Origin of the sequence: Paraburkholderia elongata, assembly GCF_013177735.1 — a bacterium.
GTDB lineage: Bacteria > Pseudomonadota > Gammaproteobacteria > Burkholderiales > Burkholderiaceae > Paraburkholderia > Paraburkholderia elongata.
Genome location: NZ_WOEZ01000195.1, coordinates 31,982 through 47,747, shown reverse-complemented (window position 1 = coordinate 47,747; position 15,766 = coordinate 31,982). Strand labels below are relative to the sequence as shown.

Annotated in this window: 14 protein-coding genes and 3 tRNA genes; 12 read left to right on the top strand and 5 right to left on the bottom strand. The window is 62.3% G+C overall.

Features of this window, described 5'->3' with window-relative positions; all coding sequences use genetic code 11:
• Nucleotides 1–69: 69 nt before the first annotated feature.
• The 7 genes from pgsA (at nucleotide 70) to GNZ13_RS34855 (ending at nucleotide 3,317) form a co-directional block, all read left to right on the top strand.
• A complete protein-coding gene (gene pgsA / locus GNZ13_RS34885; protein ID WP_074282658.1) occupies nucleotides 70–663 on the top strand; it encodes a CDP-diacylglycerol--glycerol-3-phosphate 3-phosphatidyltransferase in 594 nt (197 codons plus the stop codon).
• Between the two features lie 248 nt (nucleotides 664–911).
• Nucleotides 912–987, top strand: a tRNA-Gly gene (locus GNZ13_RS34880).
• A gap of 62 nt (nucleotides 988–1,049) precedes the next feature.
• Nucleotides 1,050–1,125, top strand: a tRNA-Gly gene (locus GNZ13_RS34875).
• A gap of 104 nt (nucleotides 1,126–1,229) precedes the next feature.
• Nucleotides 1,230–1,303: transfer RNA gene (locus tag GNZ13_RS34870), tRNA-Cys, on the top strand.
• 201 nt (nucleotides 1,304–1,504) lie between these two features.
• The gene (locus tag GNZ13_RS34865) at nucleotides 1,505–1,909 is read left to right on the top strand and encodes a hypothetical protein (RefSeq protein ID WP_172173021.1); all 405 of its coding nucleotides are present in this window, start codon (nucleotides 1,505–1,507) and stop codon (nucleotides 1,907–1,909) included.
• A 47-nt stretch (nucleotides 1,910–1,956) separates the two neighbouring features.
• Nucleotides 1,957–2,715 (top strand): TraB/GumN family protein, encoded by a 759-nt coding sequence (locus GNZ13_RS34860; protein WP_172173019.1) that lies wholly within the window; start codon nucleotides 1,957–1,959, stop codon nucleotides 2,713–2,715.
• A gap of 98 nt (nucleotides 2,716–2,813) precedes the next feature.
• On the top strand, nucleotides 2,814–3,317 hold the full coding sequence (locus GNZ13_RS34855) for a GNAT family N-acetyltransferase (RefSeq protein WP_172173017.1): 504 nt from the start codon (nucleotides 2,814–2,816) through the stop codon (nucleotides 3,315–3,317).
• Between the two features lie 77 nt (nucleotides 3,318–3,394).
• Here the strand turns inward: GNZ13_RS34855 and GNZ13_RS34850 are convergent, their stop codons facing one another.
• From GNZ13_RS34850 to GNZ13_RS34840, 3 genes are read right to left on the bottom strand one after another with little or no spacing between them, the layout of a single operon-like run.
• Nucleotides 3,395–4,279 carry a cytochrome c oxidase assembly protein gene (locus GNZ13_RS34850; protein WP_172173015.1) on the bottom strand — a complete coding sequence of 295 codons (885 nt, stop codon included), beginning with the start codon at nucleotides 4,277–4,279 and terminating at the stop codon, nucleotides 3,395–3,397.
• A gap of 9 nt (nucleotides 4,280–4,288) precedes the next feature.
• Nucleotides 4,289–4,750 carry a copper chaperone PCu(A)C gene (locus GNZ13_RS34845; protein ID WP_172173013.1) on the bottom strand — a complete coding sequence of 154 codons (462 nt, stop codon included), beginning with the start codon at nucleotides 4,748–4,750 and terminating at the stop codon, nucleotides 4,289–4,291.
• An 18-nt stretch (nucleotides 4,751–4,768) separates the two neighbouring features.
• Nucleotides 4,769–5,338 (bottom strand): SCO family protein, encoded by a 570-nt coding sequence (locus tag GNZ13_RS34840; protein ID WP_172173102.1) that lies wholly within the window; start codon nucleotides 5,336–5,338, stop codon nucleotides 4,769–4,771.
• A gap of 472 nt (nucleotides 5,339–5,810) precedes the next feature.
• Here GNZ13_RS34840 and otsB point away from each other — a divergent pair, with 472 nt between their 5' ends.
• Together otsB and otsA are read left to right on the top strand one after the other, a co-directional pair.
• Nucleotides 5,811–6,560 carry a trehalose-phosphatase gene (otsB, locus tag GNZ13_RS34835; protein ID WP_172173011.1) on the top strand — a complete coding sequence of 250 codons (750 nt, stop codon included), beginning with the start codon at nucleotides 5,811–5,813 and terminating at the stop codon, nucleotides 6,558–6,560.
• A gap of 67 nt (nucleotides 6,561–6,627) precedes the next feature.
• Nucleotides 6,628–8,088, top strand: coding sequence for an alpha,alpha-trehalose-phosphate synthase (UDP-forming) (otsA, locus tag GNZ13_RS34830; protein ID WP_172173009.1), 1,461 nt, complete (start codon nucleotides 6,628–6,630; stop codon nucleotides 8,086–8,088).
• 119 nt (nucleotides 8,089–8,207) lie between these two features.
• Here the strand turns inward: otsA and GNZ13_RS34825 are convergent, their stop codons facing one another.
• Nucleotides 8,208–10,130 carry an ABC transporter ATP-binding protein gene (locus GNZ13_RS34825; protein ID WP_407945682.1) on the bottom strand — a complete coding sequence of 641 codons (1,923 nt, stop codon included), beginning with the start codon at nucleotides 10,128–10,130 and terminating at the stop codon, nucleotides 8,208–8,210.
• Between the two features lie 605 nt (nucleotides 10,131–10,735).
• Between GNZ13_RS34825 and GNZ13_RS34820 the strand changes: the two genes are divergently transcribed.
• From GNZ13_RS34820 to GNZ13_RS34810, 3 genes are all read left to right on the top strand, one after another.
• On the top strand, nucleotides 10,736–11,800 hold the full coding sequence (locus tag GNZ13_RS34820; RefSeq protein ID WP_172173005.1) for a glycosyltransferase family 4 protein: 1,065 nt from the start codon (nucleotides 10,736–10,738) through the stop codon (nucleotides 11,798–11,800).
• A gap of 273 nt (nucleotides 11,801–12,073) precedes the next feature.
• On the top strand, nucleotides 12,074–12,928 hold the full coding sequence (locus tag GNZ13_RS34815) for a hypothetical protein (protein WP_172173003.1): 855 nt from the start codon (nucleotides 12,074–12,076) through the stop codon (nucleotides 12,926–12,928).
• Between the two features lie 159 nt (nucleotides 12,929–13,087).
• A complete protein-coding gene (locus GNZ13_RS34810) occupies nucleotides 13,088–13,552 on the top strand; it encodes a DUF2214 family protein (RefSeq protein WP_172173001.1) in 465 nt (154 codons plus the stop codon).
• Between the two features lie 98 nt (nucleotides 13,553–13,650).
• Here GNZ13_RS34810 and GNZ13_RS34805 read toward each other — a convergent pair whose 3' ends face one another.
• Nucleotides 13,651–15,528, bottom strand: a complete 1,878-nt coding sequence (locus tag GNZ13_RS34805; protein ID WP_172172999.1) for an ABC transporter ATP-binding protein — start codon at nucleotides 15,526–15,528, stop codon at nucleotides 13,651–13,653.
• Nucleotides 15,529–15,766 lie beyond the last annotated feature (238 nt).

The window sequence follows — 15,766 nt, the reverse complement described above, 5'->3', positions numbered from 1 at the left end:
CGCTTTGCTTGTGGCAGGCCTTGTGACACGGCACAATTGCATCTCCCTTGTCAGACGCTGCGCCTGCCCATGCCGTTTAATTTTCCGATTTTCCTGACTTGGCTGCGGATCGTCCTGATTCCGCTCGTCGTCGGTGTGTTTTATTTGCCCGACATGATGATGAGCCCGGCACACCGCAATCTGGCTGCCGCGACGATCTTCATTCTGGCGGCGCTCACCGACTGGTTCGACGGCTATCTGGCCCGCAAATGGAATCAGACCTCGGCGTTCGGCGCGTTTCTCGATCCGGTCGCCGACAAGCTGATGGTGACGGCTGCGTTGCTGGTGCTCGTGCAACTCGCGCGGATCGATTCGGCGATTGCGCTGGTGATCGTCGGGCGCGAGATCGCCATCTCGGCGCTGCGCGAATGGATGGCGCAGATCGGCGCATCGAAGAGCGTCGCGGTGAATTCGCTCGGCAAGTTCAAGACCGTGTGCCAGATGGTCGCGATTCCGATGCTGCTGTTCTACGGGCCGTTGCCGTTCGGCGGCGGTGTCTCTGTCGATACGCGTGTGTGGGGCTTGTGGCTAATCTATCTGGCCGCGTTCCTGACGATCTGGTCGATGCTCTATTACATGAAACTCGCGTGGCCGCAGATCCGCGAGCGGGGCGGCGTTGCCTGATTGTGTCTGATTGAAGAGCGATCGAGGCGCGACGCCCAAGCGGCTGAAGCGTGTCCGAACGTCGCGCAAGCGTGAGTGAAATTTTTTCAGTTAAAGACATTCGCAAAAGGGGTTGACACGTTTCAGTCGTTTCTCCATAATCTCGTTTCTCCGATGCACGCAGTTCGAAACGTCGGTGGCAGTAAGAGCGTAGTTGCAGTAACAAGGCAGCAGTTAGCGTGATAAAAGCAGGACAAAAGCAGCACAATGCGGGAGTAGCTCAGTTGGTAGAGCGCAACCTTGCCAAGGTTGAGGTCGCGAGTTCGAGCCTCGTCTCCCGCTCCAATTTTTGAAGCAGCGCGTTGTTTGGCGAAGTAAAAGTGCAACGCGTTGTGAAGTAGGGCAATGCGGGAGTAGCTCAGTTGGTAGAGCGCAACCTTGCCAAGGTTGAGGTCGCGAGTTCGAGCCTCGTCTCCCGCTCCATACATAAGGGGAAGCAACGCTTCCCTTTTTGTTTGGTGGGCCAGCCCTTACGGTTGCCCACCAGACAAATCTGAGAATCTGCAGCTAGGTTCCAGTCCGCTTGCGGCGCGATAGCAAAGCGGTTATGCAGCGGCCTGCAAAGCCGTTTAGGCCGGTTCGACTCCGGCTCGCGCCTCCAGTAGTTGATGTAAAGAAAAGCCCCGACTTGTCGGGGCTTTTCTTTTTGCGGCGTCGTGCACCTCGTACCTCGTACCTCGTGTCTCTCCTTTCAGCCTGGGTCCTTAGGTCGCTTGTTTTCGATACGCCGCCGCGGCCATCTGCGTGCTTCGCTGCGCGCAACGCTATAGTTCGCAGATCTCAACGCTCCCGCATCGACATCATGCGCATCAAGGATATCGAACGCCGCTCCTTCTATTTGCGCTTGATCTACGCGCTATGCCTCTGCGGCGCCACCTGGACACATCTGCAAGTGGCCTTGGTCCACGGACTTTCGTGGGACTACGGCGGCGCGGCGCCGATGACGCGAATCTACTGGACGTCGCTGCTCTTCATCGATCCGCTAACCGCTCTGCTACTGCTGTTGATTCCGGGAGCAGGGCTGATCCTCTGCGTCGCCGTCATCGTGACAGACGTGGTGCACAATTCATGGTTCGCGCTGCATCATCCGATCCGCATGGACCTGTACCTTTCGCAGATCGTCTTTCTGCTGTTCGTCGCGTTCACGGTGCGGACCGCCTGGCGAGGGGCCGCGAGCCGGTCTGCCGCGCTGCGCGCCTTCGATTGAATTGCCCGATTGCCGCTTTGCGCAATTGCCCGTCTACACGAGGCTGCATGTATTTACAACTCACCGGCACTAACGTCCGTTTGCTCGGCTCGATGCATCTGTTTCCGGCGACGAGCCGCAGAACGCCGCCATGGATCGCCGAAGCGTATGACTGGGCCGAATCGCTGGTTTTCGAATCCGATCCGCCGACGATCCTGCCGTTTCTGAAGGCCGGCGCGCAGGGTGGCGCCGATTGTCTTCAGCCCATGTTATCCGCCGATGCATGGCGGCAACTGCAGTCCGTATGGCCCACCGAAGGCCCGCTCGCGCCGCTCGCGGATCTGCGTCCGTGGGCCGCGCTGATCGTCGCGCCGACGCTATTTCAGCAGGTTGTCGAAGGCGTCGAGCCGCGCATGCTGCGCTCGGCGCTGACGCAAGCCAAACCGTACGAGTATCTCGAGACCGCGCAGGAAGTGGCGGCGTCGCTCGAATCGATTCCGCTCGAAGCAGTCGGCACCGCGCTCGGCATGCTGATGTCCGATCTCGACGAACCGCAGCGCACGCTCGAGCGGATGCACACCGCCTGGCTGCATGGCGATTTGCAGGCCGTGCACCAGATCGCCGTCGAGTCGCCGATGTTCAACCTGCCCGGCATCCGCCACGCCATTCTGGATGCGCGCAATCGCGCGTGGGCGGCGCGCGTGAAGGAGCTGCTTGGACGGCGGGAGCGAACATTGGTGGTGGTGGGCGCGCTGCATTTGTGCGGGCCCGGTAACCTGATCGAATGTCTCGCACAGCCCGTCGAGCCGGTTTTTGTAAACAGCTAGCGGGATTGCCGACGGGCGGCATAGCCTAAGACCGCCACGCGCGGCATAATTCCGCTTTGCCGCCGCCGATCAAGGCGCGCTTCCTTTGAAGACTTTCCATGACTGAATCGCAGCAAACCGCCGCCACGCGACTGGCGCAACTCGAATGGCGCTGGAAAGCGTTCGAAGACCTCACGGCCGCCGAAGTCTATGCGATGCTGGCCGCTCGCAGCGCGGTGTTCGTCGTCGAGCAGAACTGCGTGTATGGCGATATTGACGGGCTCGATTCAGATGCCTGGCATCTGTTTGCTTATGGCGCCAATGGCTCCGGTGAGAAGAGCCCGCCGCTCGCGGGCTATCTGCGCGTGCTGCTGCCGGACGCCGAAGACACCGATATCCGCATCGGCCGCGTTCTGACAACAGCGGAATTCCGCGGCATCGGCCTCGGCAACGCGATGCTCGAACGCTCGCTCATGCATATTCGGGTGCAGTGGCCCGGTACGCCGATCCGTTTGCATGCGCAGGCGCATCTGCAAGGCTTTTACGGCGCATTCGGCTTTACGCCGGTGTCGGAGATTCACGAAGAGGACGGCATCCCGCACGTGTGGATGCGTTCGGCTTAATAAGCCAGCCTGCAACCGGGCCCGGCGCGTGCACGCTGCCCGGCTTCAATCGCCGCGAATTCAATAGATTCGAAATTTCAGCGGTGGCTGCTCGCAGGCGCTGACGCGGGCTGTGTCAAGCCTTGCTTCACCTTTGCGCGCCGCTCGCCGCGCAGACGTCCGCGTGCCGACAGTCGCATCCAGTGACGCAACGCCACCAGCGCGCCGATCACACTCATCATCGAGCCCGGAATCCACAGCAACAGCCCGCCGATCTGCTGGTCGCGCATCGGGCTCAGCCACGTGAAGGCGCGGCCGCAGATCGAGTAGATCGGGTACAGCTCGCGCGGCGTAAAGAAGATGAACGCGCCGAGGATGATCTGCGGCGGAATCGCGGCGATCACCACGAGTACGCGCTTGCCGGGCGACAAACGCGCCGGCGGCGCCGGACGCGGATCGAGCACGAGCCACCAGAACAGCAGTCCGTCGATCACCATGCTCCAGTTCATCACGCGATAGAGTCGCCAGTCGAGCATCGCCACGAAATGAACCGGCGACATCAGCCAGAAGTAGATCAGCCCGACGAACAACGTGACTGCAACCACCGGATGCATCACCACGTCGAGCAGCTTGCGTACTACCGGGGTCTCCAGCGCAGGCCGCACGAAGCGCTGCCGCCAGCTGAATGGAATGCCCGCGCGCAACGCGGCGCCAGGATACGAGAGCGCGATAAAGAACGGCCCGAGGTGATGCAGCACCAGATGCTGCGCGCGATGCATGAAGAACTCATGCTCGAAGAAGTAATCGAGCCGCGTATGCAGCGCGACATACAACGCGACCAACCCGAACCAGAAGGAAACGCGCCGGAGAATCGACACCTTCGCCTTGTGCGCGCCGCGCACGAAAAGGATCGCCGGCACCAGCAAGGCGATGACGACGGTCGGCGAGAACTCCCAGGGATCGAGCCAGTAGAGCAGGTTCATCGCGGGGCGTTACTTGGTCTGGGCGGGCGACTTGACGGCGAACGGCGTATCGAGCGTTTCACCGTCGGAGAACTTCAGCGTCAGATGCACGGTGTCGCCCGGCGCGACCTTGTGCTTCGCGTCTTCGAGCATCACGTGATAGCCGCCCGGCGCGATCGCCACCTGGCCGTGCGCGGGCACCGTCAGCTTGTCGACCATCACCATCTTTTGCGTCGAGCCGTTCGACACGGTTTGATGCAGCATCGCGTCGCCGTAGTCGTTGCTGGAGATATCGACGAGGTCGACCGGCTTGTCGCTCGCGTTCACCAGCGTCACGTAGCCGGCGGCGGGGAGGTTGTTCGGCAGCCAGCGTACCCAGGCGTCTTTTGCGGTGATCGCGTTAGCGTCAGCGGCATGCGCGGCCGTTGCGAAACCGAATGAAAGGGCGAGGGTGCAGCTCAGTGCAGCGAACGTTTTGATCTTGATCGACATGGATGAACTCGGGAAAGGTCAGGAACGGTCATCAATGATACGGCGCAGGTCTCGTGCGATCGAATCGGGAGTATCGTGATCGGTGGCGAGCAGGCGCGCGTGGCCCTGCTGATCGAACACGTAGACGGCCGAACTATGGGTGACTTCGTAGTTGCCGTTGGGATCGCGCTTTTCCATCTGATAGGCGACCCGGTAACGCTTGGCGAGCGACTCGATCTGCCAGTCGGTGCCGGTCAGACCTTCGGCGTGTTGCGAGTCGAAGGCGCCGACGTAGTCATGCAAGGCTTTGGGTGTGTCGCGTGCCGGATCGACGGTGATGAACAGGATGCGCACTTTTTGCGCGTCCGGGCCGAGTTTGCCGAGCACCTGCATCAAGCGGCCCATCGTTTCAGGGCAGACGTCCGGACAATGCGTATAGCCGAAGTAGACGAGCGAGGTGCGGCCTTTAAACGACTCACCGGTTACGGCGCGGCCGTCGTCGCCGGTCAGCGTGAAATCGAGATCCGGCAAGTGGCCGGTTACGTTGGTCAACTGGAACGGTTCGGCGCGGTGCGTGCAGCCGGTTAGCGCACCGAGCACGCCCACCATGACGGTCAGCGCGACCAGGCGCCCGGGCCACTGCCGGCGTGGCGTGGCGAGGTTCGGCTGGTGATGGGACGAGAGGATGGGGAACAAAGCAGGGTTCAATTACTCGATTGAAGAGCGGCGCGTGACGCTGCCCGTGAATGGGCGTGGCGTGATTCGTGCAAAGCGCGCGGCCCGTCATAGTGTGCAAATATGGTCGTCGCTGCAATGGTCTGCGTGGCTGCGACTTTATCGCAAAATTTCCGCTGACGTCGCGCAGCACCCGCGGGCGCGCGGTTTGCGAGGCAATTTGACGCAGGCGGCTGAAAGCTGGTTGAAGCCGGATTGTTCTCTTTTCGAACGCAATCGTGAGCGGCATCGGCCGCACCGCCCGGCCAGGCTTGTGTCCCGGCTTACTTTCTCGAAAAATTGACGGATGCGCGGTAAGATGCGCACACTTTTCCGGCCGCAGAAGGCTGAAAGGCAAAATTATCCGATGCAAGCACTTCCGGCTGTTCTGTCTCCTGGTGAGACGGCATTTTTCTTCGACTTCGACGGCACGCTCGTCGAACTCGCGCCCACGCCGGACGGCGTGCTGGTGCAACCGCGCGTGATCGGGCTGCTGGCCGAGTTGCGCAGTCTCACGAACGGCGCGGTCGCGATCGTGTCGGGTCGTGGCATCGACAGCATCGACGATTTTCTCGGCATGCCCGATCTGCCGATCGCCGGTCTGCATGGCGCCGAGCGGCGCGACGCGAACGGCGACACGCAGCGCATCGGCTTTCACGACGAGCGGCTGCTGCGCATGGAGCAGGTGCTCGCGCAGGTCGTCAACGAACATCCCGGCATGCTGCTCGAGATCAAAGGCGCGGCGCTGGCGCTGCACTACCGCAACGCGCCCGACCGCGAGCCGGTGGCGCGCGAGGCGACCGAGCGGCTGGTTGCCGATTACCCCGGTTCGTATGTGTTGCAGCCGGGCAAGATGGTCTACGAAATCAAACCGAAGGATGTCGACAAGGGCCGCGCAATGCGCGCGTTCCTGGAAGAGCCGCCGTTCGTCGGCCGCACGCCGGTGTTTGCCGGCGACGATCTGACCGACGAGAAAGGCTTTGCCGTCGTCAACGAGCGCGGCGGCCTGTCGATCAAGGTGGGCGCGGGCGACACGATGGCGCATACGCGCATCGAGTCGGTAACGGCACTGCTCGACTGGCTGGAATCGATTGTCGCGGCCGCGCGCGGAGCGTGACGATGATGCCGCCGGTGACGCCCCATCGCCCAACGTCCATGATTTACTGCATCGGGAATCGCGCTTCATGAGCCGACTGATCATTGTATCGAACCGGGTTGCGCCGATCTCGGAGGGCGGCCCGGCAGCGGGCGGTCTGGCGGTCGGCGTGTACGACGCGCTGAAGGAAACCGGCGGCATGTGGTTCGGCTGGAGCGGCGACGTGCTCAGCTCGGGCCAGCCGCAGATCAAGGTGGAAGAGCGCGGACCCGTGACCTTCGCGACCATCGCGCTGATGCGCCGCGACTACGACCAGTACTACCGCGGTTTCTCGAACGCCACGCTGTGGCCCGCGTTCCACTATCGCGCCGATCTGGTGCACTACGATCGGCATGACTTCGAAGGCTATTGCCGCGTCAATGCGTGGCTCGCCCAGCAACTCGTGCCGCTATTGCGCGAAGACGATGTGATCTGGGTCCACGACTATCACCTGATTCCGTTCGCCCAGGCCTTGCGCGCGGCGGGCGTGAAAAATCGCATTGGCTTCTTTCTGCATATTCCGTTTCCGGCTTCGCAGGTGTTGCTGGCGGTGCCGCCGCATCGCGAGCTGGTCGAAGCGCTCTGTTCGTTCGATCTGCTCGGTTTCCAGACCGCGCCGGATTTACGGGCGTTTTGCGATTACATCGTCAACGAGGCGAACGGCACGATCGACGTGTCGGCCAGCGGCCCGCTGACCGTTCATGCGTTCGGCCGCACCTTGCGCGCGGCGGCTTATCCGATCGGCGTCTATCCAGACGAAATCGCTGAGCTCGCGAAAGCGGGCGAGCGCGGCAAACCGGTGCGCACGATGAAGACGGCGCTGCATTCGCGCAAGCTGATCATGAGCGTGGACCGCCTCGATTATTCGAAAGGGCTGGTCGAACGTTTCCGTGCGTTCGAGCGCCTGCTGGAACATTCCACCGCGCAACGCAACAAGGTCTCGTTCCTGCAAATCGCACCGCCGACGCGCGCCGACATGCACGCGTATCAGGACATCCGCTTGCAGCTTGAGGGAGAGTCGGGGCGCATCAATGGCCGCTTTGCCGAACTGGACTGGACGCCGATCTTGTACATCCACAAGCAGTACGAGCGCTCGGTGCTGGCCGCGCTGTTTCGCACGGCGCATGTCGGCTACGTCACGCCGTTGCGCGACGGCATGAACCTCGTCGCCAAGGAGTATGTGTCGGCGCAGGATCCGGAAAATCCGGGCGTGCTCGTGCTGTCACGCTTTGCCGGCGCCGCGCAGGAACTGGATGGCGCGTTGATCGTGAATCCGGTCGATATCGACGGTATGGCCGAGGCGCTGGCGAGAGCGCTGGAGATGCCGCTTGCGGAGCGCCAGGCGCGTCATCGCGACATGATGGTGCAGCTGCGCGAGAACAACGTGTCCGTGTGGCGCGATAACTTCATGCGCGATCTTCAGAGCGCACATGGTGCGAAGAGCACCAGAACCGTGAAAGTGCGTGCGGGATCGGGTAAGAAGGCGGTGCGCGAAACCACGGTCGGATAGGCGGCTATCAAGCCGAATTTCAACTTGCCGGGAAACAGAAAAGCCGCTCGAAAGCGGCTTTTCTGTTTGTTGGTTTGTTGCTGAGTTTGTTTCCGAGGTAGCAGAGGGCGGGGCGTTGCTTAGACTACGTGCTGCTCGTCCACTTTCTTGCCGCCGATATGCAGCGTGTGGCCCTTGCCGTACTGCTTCGAGAGCAGATCGCGATACAGGCCCGGCCGCTGGCGCAACTCTTCCGGACCGCCGTCGTCGATGACCTTGCCGGCGCTCATCACGATGATCCGGTCGAAGTTGTTCAGCGTCGACAACCGGTGCGCGATCGCGATCACCGTGCGGCCCACCATCAACCGGTCGAGCGCCTTCTGGATCGCTTCTTCCGATGCGCTATCGAGCGCCGAGGTGGCTTCGTCGAGCAGCAGGATCGGCGCGTTCTTCAGGATCGCCCGCGCAATCGCGATACGCTGGCGCTGACCACCGGACAGCTTCACGCCGCGGTCGCCGACGATGGTGTCGTACCCCTCCGGCATGGCTTCAATGAAGTCGCTGCAGCGGGCTTCGCGCGCGGCGGCGAGCACTTCATCCCGGCTTGCTTCAGGGCGGCCGTAAGCGATGTTCTCGTACACCGTACGATGGAACAGCGAGATATCTTGCGGCACCAGCGCGATTGCATGGCGCAGGCTATCCTGGGTGATCGCGTCGATGTTCTGGCCGTCGATCTTGATTGCGCCACCCTGCGTCTCGTAGAAACGCTGCAATAGTGCCAGCACGGTGGATTTGCCCGCGCCCGACTTGCCGATCAGGCCGACCCGCTGACCCGGCTCGATATGCAGGTCGAAGTGATCGAGAATCGGCCGGCGGCGCGGGTAGGCAAACGTCACGCCTTCGAAATCGACCCGGCCGCCTTGCGGCACGAGTTCGGTGGCGCCGTCGCGGTCCGGCATGCCGTGCGGCTCGAGCAGGGTGCGAACGGCTTCCGCGAGCCGCGCGACGTGCTGCGTGACGTCGACCAGCGCCACGGCCAGATCACGCGTGCCGTGCAGGATCGTGAAGCCGAGCGAACTAACCAGCACGATGTCGCCGGAGGTCGCACGGCCTTGATCCCACAGCCACAGCGCCCAGCCCAGCAAGCCCGCCGACAGCAGCGCGGTGATCACGGCATGCAGCAGGCGCAGCTTTTCCAGATAAAGCAGGCTCTGCTGGCGCGCGTCCATTTCCGCTTTGACGGTCGCGCCGAAACGCTGCTGTTCGCGAAACGTCATGCCGAAGGCGCGCACGAGGCCCATGTTGCTGATCACGTCGACCAGTTCACCGTCCACCGACGCTGCTTTTGTGGCGAAATGGTGATGCCGCGCCGAGCCACGCCCGGCAAGTTTGTACAGCACGACCGACAGAATGGCCGAGCACAGCATCAGGCCGCCCGCCATCAGCGGATTCACGGCGGTGATCATGACGATTGCGCCGAACACCGCGATACACGGCGGCAGTACGTTCCAGGCGGTGGTGTTTTCGGCGGTGTAGACCGCGTTCGAGGTTGCTGTGATGCGGCTCGCCAGCATGCCAGGCTGTTTCTCCGAGTAGTAAGTCGGCGAGTGGCCGCTCAAGTACTGGAACAGGTCGCGCCGCAGGTCGCCGGTCACGGCCACGAACGTATGCGCGGCAGCCCAGCCGCCGACCCGCCACAGCAGGTTGTCGGCGGCGATCAGGCCGACCAGGATGGCGAACGCGCCCCACAGCGGACCGGGGTGATGCCGGCCTTCGCCGAGCACGTCGATCAGATGCTTGATCGCGTATTGCGAAGCGAGCGCACAGCCCACGGCCGCAAACACGCTGCACAGGACGATCGCATGCGCGAGCGGATGGCGGCGAATAAAGCGGAAAAGAAACGCAAGCGGCCTATGCGCATAGCTCGCAAGCTTTGCGTTCTCGGCATTACGCTGGGCGATGGTTAAGTGTTCCAATTGATCGTGAGGTCGGTGTGTTTCAGGTTGTGCACGCAAGGCATGGGCCACGGCAAAAGCGCTCGCCGCGAAGCCGATGCTTCGCATTGTAAACATGCAAAAGCGATTGCGCCCTGTGTATCCGGGCGATGGCGCGACTGATTTCGCGATAGACGACCGCGACCTACTGTTGCTCGACCCACCGATGGAGCGGTGGTTCACGCAGGCTGCGGAATATTTCGGGATATAATTACAAATTGCATTCAACCGCGGTGCGGCATTTCTTCAATGCCTGCCGGCAAAGTTGACACAGGAACTTACAGCTGCCGCCTTCAGGTCAGCGTTGCAAGTCAGTTGCTACTGTAGAACTGTCTTATAAAACAAGGGTTTGTAAAGTGTTTCGCCTTTGTAACAACGTAAAGACTTTGAAATGTTGTGGTGCAGCGAAGTGCCCGGCACCGATAATGCATGCTCTGTTGGCCAACCGAAATATCTAACAGTTTGTCAACGTAGGTGCCATGTGTGCGTTTACCGGCACATGCGCAGACAGCGAACTGCTGATCTGGGCTCACTACCCAAGCGATCCATCGCAGGATTTCTCGAAAGAATCAGGCCCGCGCCGGCATATCCGGCCAGACTGCCCTGGCGAGCAAGCGAGTCGCTTTTACCAAACGCAGTACTTTTGCCTGATTTTTTACGAGGAGTTCTTCATTATGCGAATCGCTCAAATCGCTCCCTTGCACGAGGCGGTTCCTCCCAAGCTTTACGGTGGTACGGAACGCGTGGTGTCCTACCTGACCGAAGCGCTGGTTGAACAGGGCCATGACGTCACGCTTTTCGCAAGCGGCGATTCGCAAACCTCGGCGAAACTCGAAGCGTTCTGGCCGCAGGCGCTGCGCCTCGACCCGACCATCCGCGACGTGATGGCGCCGCACATGCTGTTGCTCGAAGAAGTGCGCCGCCGCGCGGACGAATTCGACGTGCTGCATTTCCACATCGACTACTACCCGTTCTCGCTGTTCGCCCGCCAGCCGGTGCCGTTCCTGACCACGCTGCACGGCCGTCTCGATCTGCCGGAACTGCAGCCGATCTTCAACACGTTCAGCGACGTGCCGGTGGTGTCGATTTCGGACAACCAGCGCATCCCGCTGCAACAGGCGAACTGGCTGCAAACCGTTTATCACGGCCTGCCGGAAAACCTGCTCAAGCCGATCAAGGACGTCGAGCCTGGCTACCTGGCATTCCTCGGCCGCATCTCGCCGGAAAAGCGTCTGGACACCGCGATTCGCATCGCCCAGCAAGCCGGCATGAAGATCAAGGTTGCTGCCAAGCTGGACAAGGCTGACCGCGCGTACTACGACGAAGTCATCAAGCCGCTGATGTCGCTGCCGCACGTCGAATACATCGGCGAAATCAGCGAATCGGAAAAGACCGAATTCCTCGGCAACGCGCACGCGCTGCTGTTCCCGATCGACTGGCCGGAGCCCTTCGGTCTGGTGATGATCGAAGCCATGGCTTGCGGCACGCCGGTGATCGCGTTCAATCGCGGTTCGGTGCCGGAAGTGATCGAAAACGGCGTGTCGGGTTTTGTCGTCGAAGACGAAATCAGCGCGGTTGCCGCCGTGAAGCGCCTGCACACGCTGCCGCGCGCCAAGGTGCGTGCAGCCTTCGAATCGCGCTTCTCGTCGAAGGTGATGGCGCAGAACTACGTCGCCACCTACGAAGAGCTGCTGCGTCAAAAGCATCGCACGGTGCTGCGCGAAGTCAACGCCAGCTAATGCACGGTAAGTAAAAGCAGTCAGGCCGGCTCGCCGAAGCGCTTCCGGCGCCCAGGCTAGGCGCCCCCGGCGATCAGAGGGTCCGGCTGCACCCCAGCAACGCCTCGCGTGCATCCCGCCCGCGAGGCGTTGTTGCATATGCGCCGCGTTTTTGCACGTGTGCGGTAGAAAGTGCGGTTTTGGGACCGGCAAGCATGAGCCTGTCTCGGTAATATCCCTATAATGGCCGTGCCGCAAATCTGGATGCGGCGCCGCCTACGACAGGAGGATGCTTTGGCGAGAACGAAAGAGACGCGTGCGAACGCGGCGCCCGGCGCCGGAACGATTTTCGCGCTGCGCGCCATCGGTCTCGTGCTCCTCGCTCGCTGGCTTTTTTCGATGGCGCAGATGGACCTGGGCGCGTCGCTGTCGGCCATGGTGTCCTCGCCGTGGGCGTGCATCAACCTGGTGTTCCTGTTCCTGCTGATCTTCCTGCCTGGCGCGCGCGCCGTGGCCGAGCGTCCCTTGCATCCGCTGCCGCAATGGCTGCGGCAGGCGCTGCGTCTGTTTGCTTTCCTTGGGTTCCTGTTTGCAGTCTGGTCGGTCGGCGCGTTTGCAGCGAGCGCCGGTTGGCGGCACGCCGCTCAGGCGGTGGCGGCCACTAACGGCTGGTTGTTGGCTGCACCGGCGTTGTACGCGGCGGTAGTGTGGATTTGCCGGCCGCGCGCGCTGTGGCGAACCAATATCGCCGCACGGCGCTTTGCGATCGGCCGCTATGCGGTCTCGCTCGATCCGGCCACACGCACGGTGGTCGTCTGGGCCGAGCGTCGCAAGGTGGGTCAGTACGACGCTCGCGAATTGTCCGTGCGATGGGCGGCGACCCCAGGCGTGAACGCATCGCCGACGCCTGCGCCGGTAGTGGCGTTCGGTGTTGCCGGCGAGCCGGGTGGGCCTGCGGCGCCGATTGCCCCGGTCGGCGCGCCTGCGTTGACTCGCGGTGTCTTCGGCCGACGTCCGAAAATCGAATTGCTGTGGGATTCGCCGGCTGCGGCGGGCCACAATCGGCAAACCGTGTTCCGTACCGCGCTGACTACCGAGGGCGATCGGGTCGCCGCGCGTGCGCTCGACACGTCGTTACGGCAAGTCTGAGTCTGTCGCTTTGTGCAGTCGACCACGCCACGCGGCCGAAGCAGACATCGTAAAGTGAGTGGTAGTCGATAATAAGAAGTGTCACCCGAGCGCCTCCCGGCGTTTCAGTGGGTGGGTGAGACATACATCGATCGTATTGCGTCGTTTCCAGGAGTCGCTATGCTGGTTCGCTGGTTGCTTGCCGCCATTCATCTGCTCGCTTATGGCTTTGCCCTCGCGTCGATTCTCCGGCGCACCTGGTCACTGCGGCGAGCCAGCGTGCCCGCTGCGTTGCGATCCGTATTCCGCTCCGACTCGCGGTGGGGCATTTCAGCGTTGGTGCTGATCGTCACCGGTCTGATGCGCGCCTTCGGTGGTTTCGAAAAGGGCGCCGACTATTACCTGCATGAGCCGCTCTTTCACGTCAAGATGACGCTGCTCGTGCTGATACTCTTCCTCGAAGTCCCGTCGATGCTCGGCCTGATGCGCTGGCGTGCCAGTATCAGAAACGGCGCCCCGCCTGATTTGCGAAAAGCGCGTACGTATGCGCGTTTCAGCGTGATCCAGACCGTGCTGCTAGTGTTGATGGTGTTCGCGGCTACCGGCATGGCGCGCGGGATCGGGCTGCCTGCGGGCGTGGTTTAGTCGCGCGTCGAGAGGGGCGTGCGGGGCGTGTGTCACGCCAGCAGAAGACGCCTCTTACTGGCGAGTTCTGCATGACGTCCCGCACGCTTCTCCGCAATTTACTTCCCGACCAGCAAGCTTGAATCATCGAGCCGATTCGCCTTCGCGCCATCGGGATTGGGCATGACTTCCGAATCGCCCAAGCCCTTGATCAACTCTAGCGCCTGACGTTCGAACAAGCGCCTGTACAGGCCGTTCTCGAGTCTGATCAACGCCTCGTGACTGCCTTCCTCGATGACCTTGCCCTTGTCCAGCACCAGCAGCCTGTCCAGCGCTCGCACGGTGGAAAGACGGTGCGCCACCACCAGTGTCGTGCGGCCCATCATCAGCCGCTCCATGGCGTGCTGGATCAGCACTTCGCTCTCGCTGTCGAGGCTCGAGGTCGCTTCGTCCAGAATCAGGATCGGCGCGTCCGCGAGAAACGCCCGCGCGATCGCCACGCGCTGACGTTCGCCACCCGAGAGCTTGATGCCGCGTTCGCCTACCAGCGTGTCGTAACCTTGAGGCAGCGCCGCGATAAAGTCGTGCGCACTGGCGAGCCTCGCGGCGCGTTCGATCTCGGCGCGGCTCGCGCCGGGCCGTGCATAGGCGATGTTCTCCGCCAGCGAGCGGTGGAACAGCACCGGCTCCTGCTGAACGATCGCGATCTGGCTGCGCAACGACGCCTGCCGCACACGGGCGATGTCCTGACCGTCGATCGTGATCCGGCCTTCCGAAATGTCATACAGCCGCTGGATCAGCTTGATGAAGGTCGTCTTGCCGGAACCCGAATGGCCGACCAGCCCGACGCGTTCTCCCGGCGCGATGCGCACGGAGAAATTGTCATAGAGCGGCTTGGCGTTCACACCGTAGTGGAAGGTGACGTGCTCGAAGCGAATTTCGCCTTTGCCGATCGCGATCGGGCCCGCGCCGGGCCGATCTTCGATGCCCAGCGGCTGGCTCTCCAGCGACACCAGTTCTTCCATGTCGTTGACCGAGCGCTGCAGGTTGCGGATGTGCATGCCCACTTCGCGCAGATAACCTTGCAGCATGAAGAACATCGTCAGCGCGAACGTGATGTCACCGACGCTCGCTTCGCCGCGCACCCACAACAGCAACGCGGCGCCAAGAATGGCGGCCTGGATTGCCACCAGCATGCCGCCCTGCACGCCGCCGTTGATCGTGCCGCGCATCCACGTGCGGCGCGTGCGATGACGCCACTTGCCGATCACGCGTTCGAGCAGGACTTCTTCGCGCTCTTCGGCGCCGAACGCTTTCACCACGCCGTTGCAACTGACTGCGTCGGCGAGGGCGCCGCCCATGCGCGTGTCCCACGCATTAGCGAGGCGTGCGGCGGGTGCAACGAAGCCGAGTGACATGGCCACGGTCACCGCGATATACAGCACCGAGCCGATACCGACGACCGCGCCCATCACCGGCCAGCGCCAGCCGAGCAGCACCGTTGCGCCGACCAGCATGACTATCGACGGGAACAGCGCGATCAGCAGCGTGTCGTTGAGCAGATCGAGCGCCCACATGCCGCGCGTGATCTTGCGCACCGTGGAGCCGGCGAAGCTGTTGGCGTGCCAGTCCGTCGAAAAGCGTTGCACGCGATGAAACGCGTTCGCGGCGATCTCGCTCATCATCTTGAGCGTCAGCCTGATGATGTTGAAGAACACGCCCTGGCGAAGCAGCGTGGCGCCGAGCCCGAGCGCGCCCAGCACGCAGAAAGCCGTGATCGCAGCGTGCCACGCGACGGCGTCGCCAGCGGAGCCGGATGCGATCGCGTCGACGAGCCGTCCCGCGAACATCGGCGTGAGTACGTCAGCCAATGCCGAGAGCAGCACCAGCGCCGTAATGACGAAGATGCGCCAGGGCTGTTTGGCCCAGTGAAGGAAGGTGAAGCCGAGGACGTTCTTGAAGGCTTGTCCACGAAAGTCGAGTTTTTTTCTGGTCATTTGCCACGACCCGGTGGCGCGCGAGCGCACCGAGGTTCCAGTCAGAAGCGAAAGGAACAGACAGTCAAGCGAGCCGGGATGTGTCGACTGCGATGCCGGCAATGAGACTACGGACTGTCTGGGATTTGCGCGGACGCCTGTTCAGGCGGAACCGCGTGAGCGACGACGCGACGAATTTAAGGTCGCGAGAACGGTCGTGAGACCATCCCAGGGACGGCGATATGCACTGCGAACATGT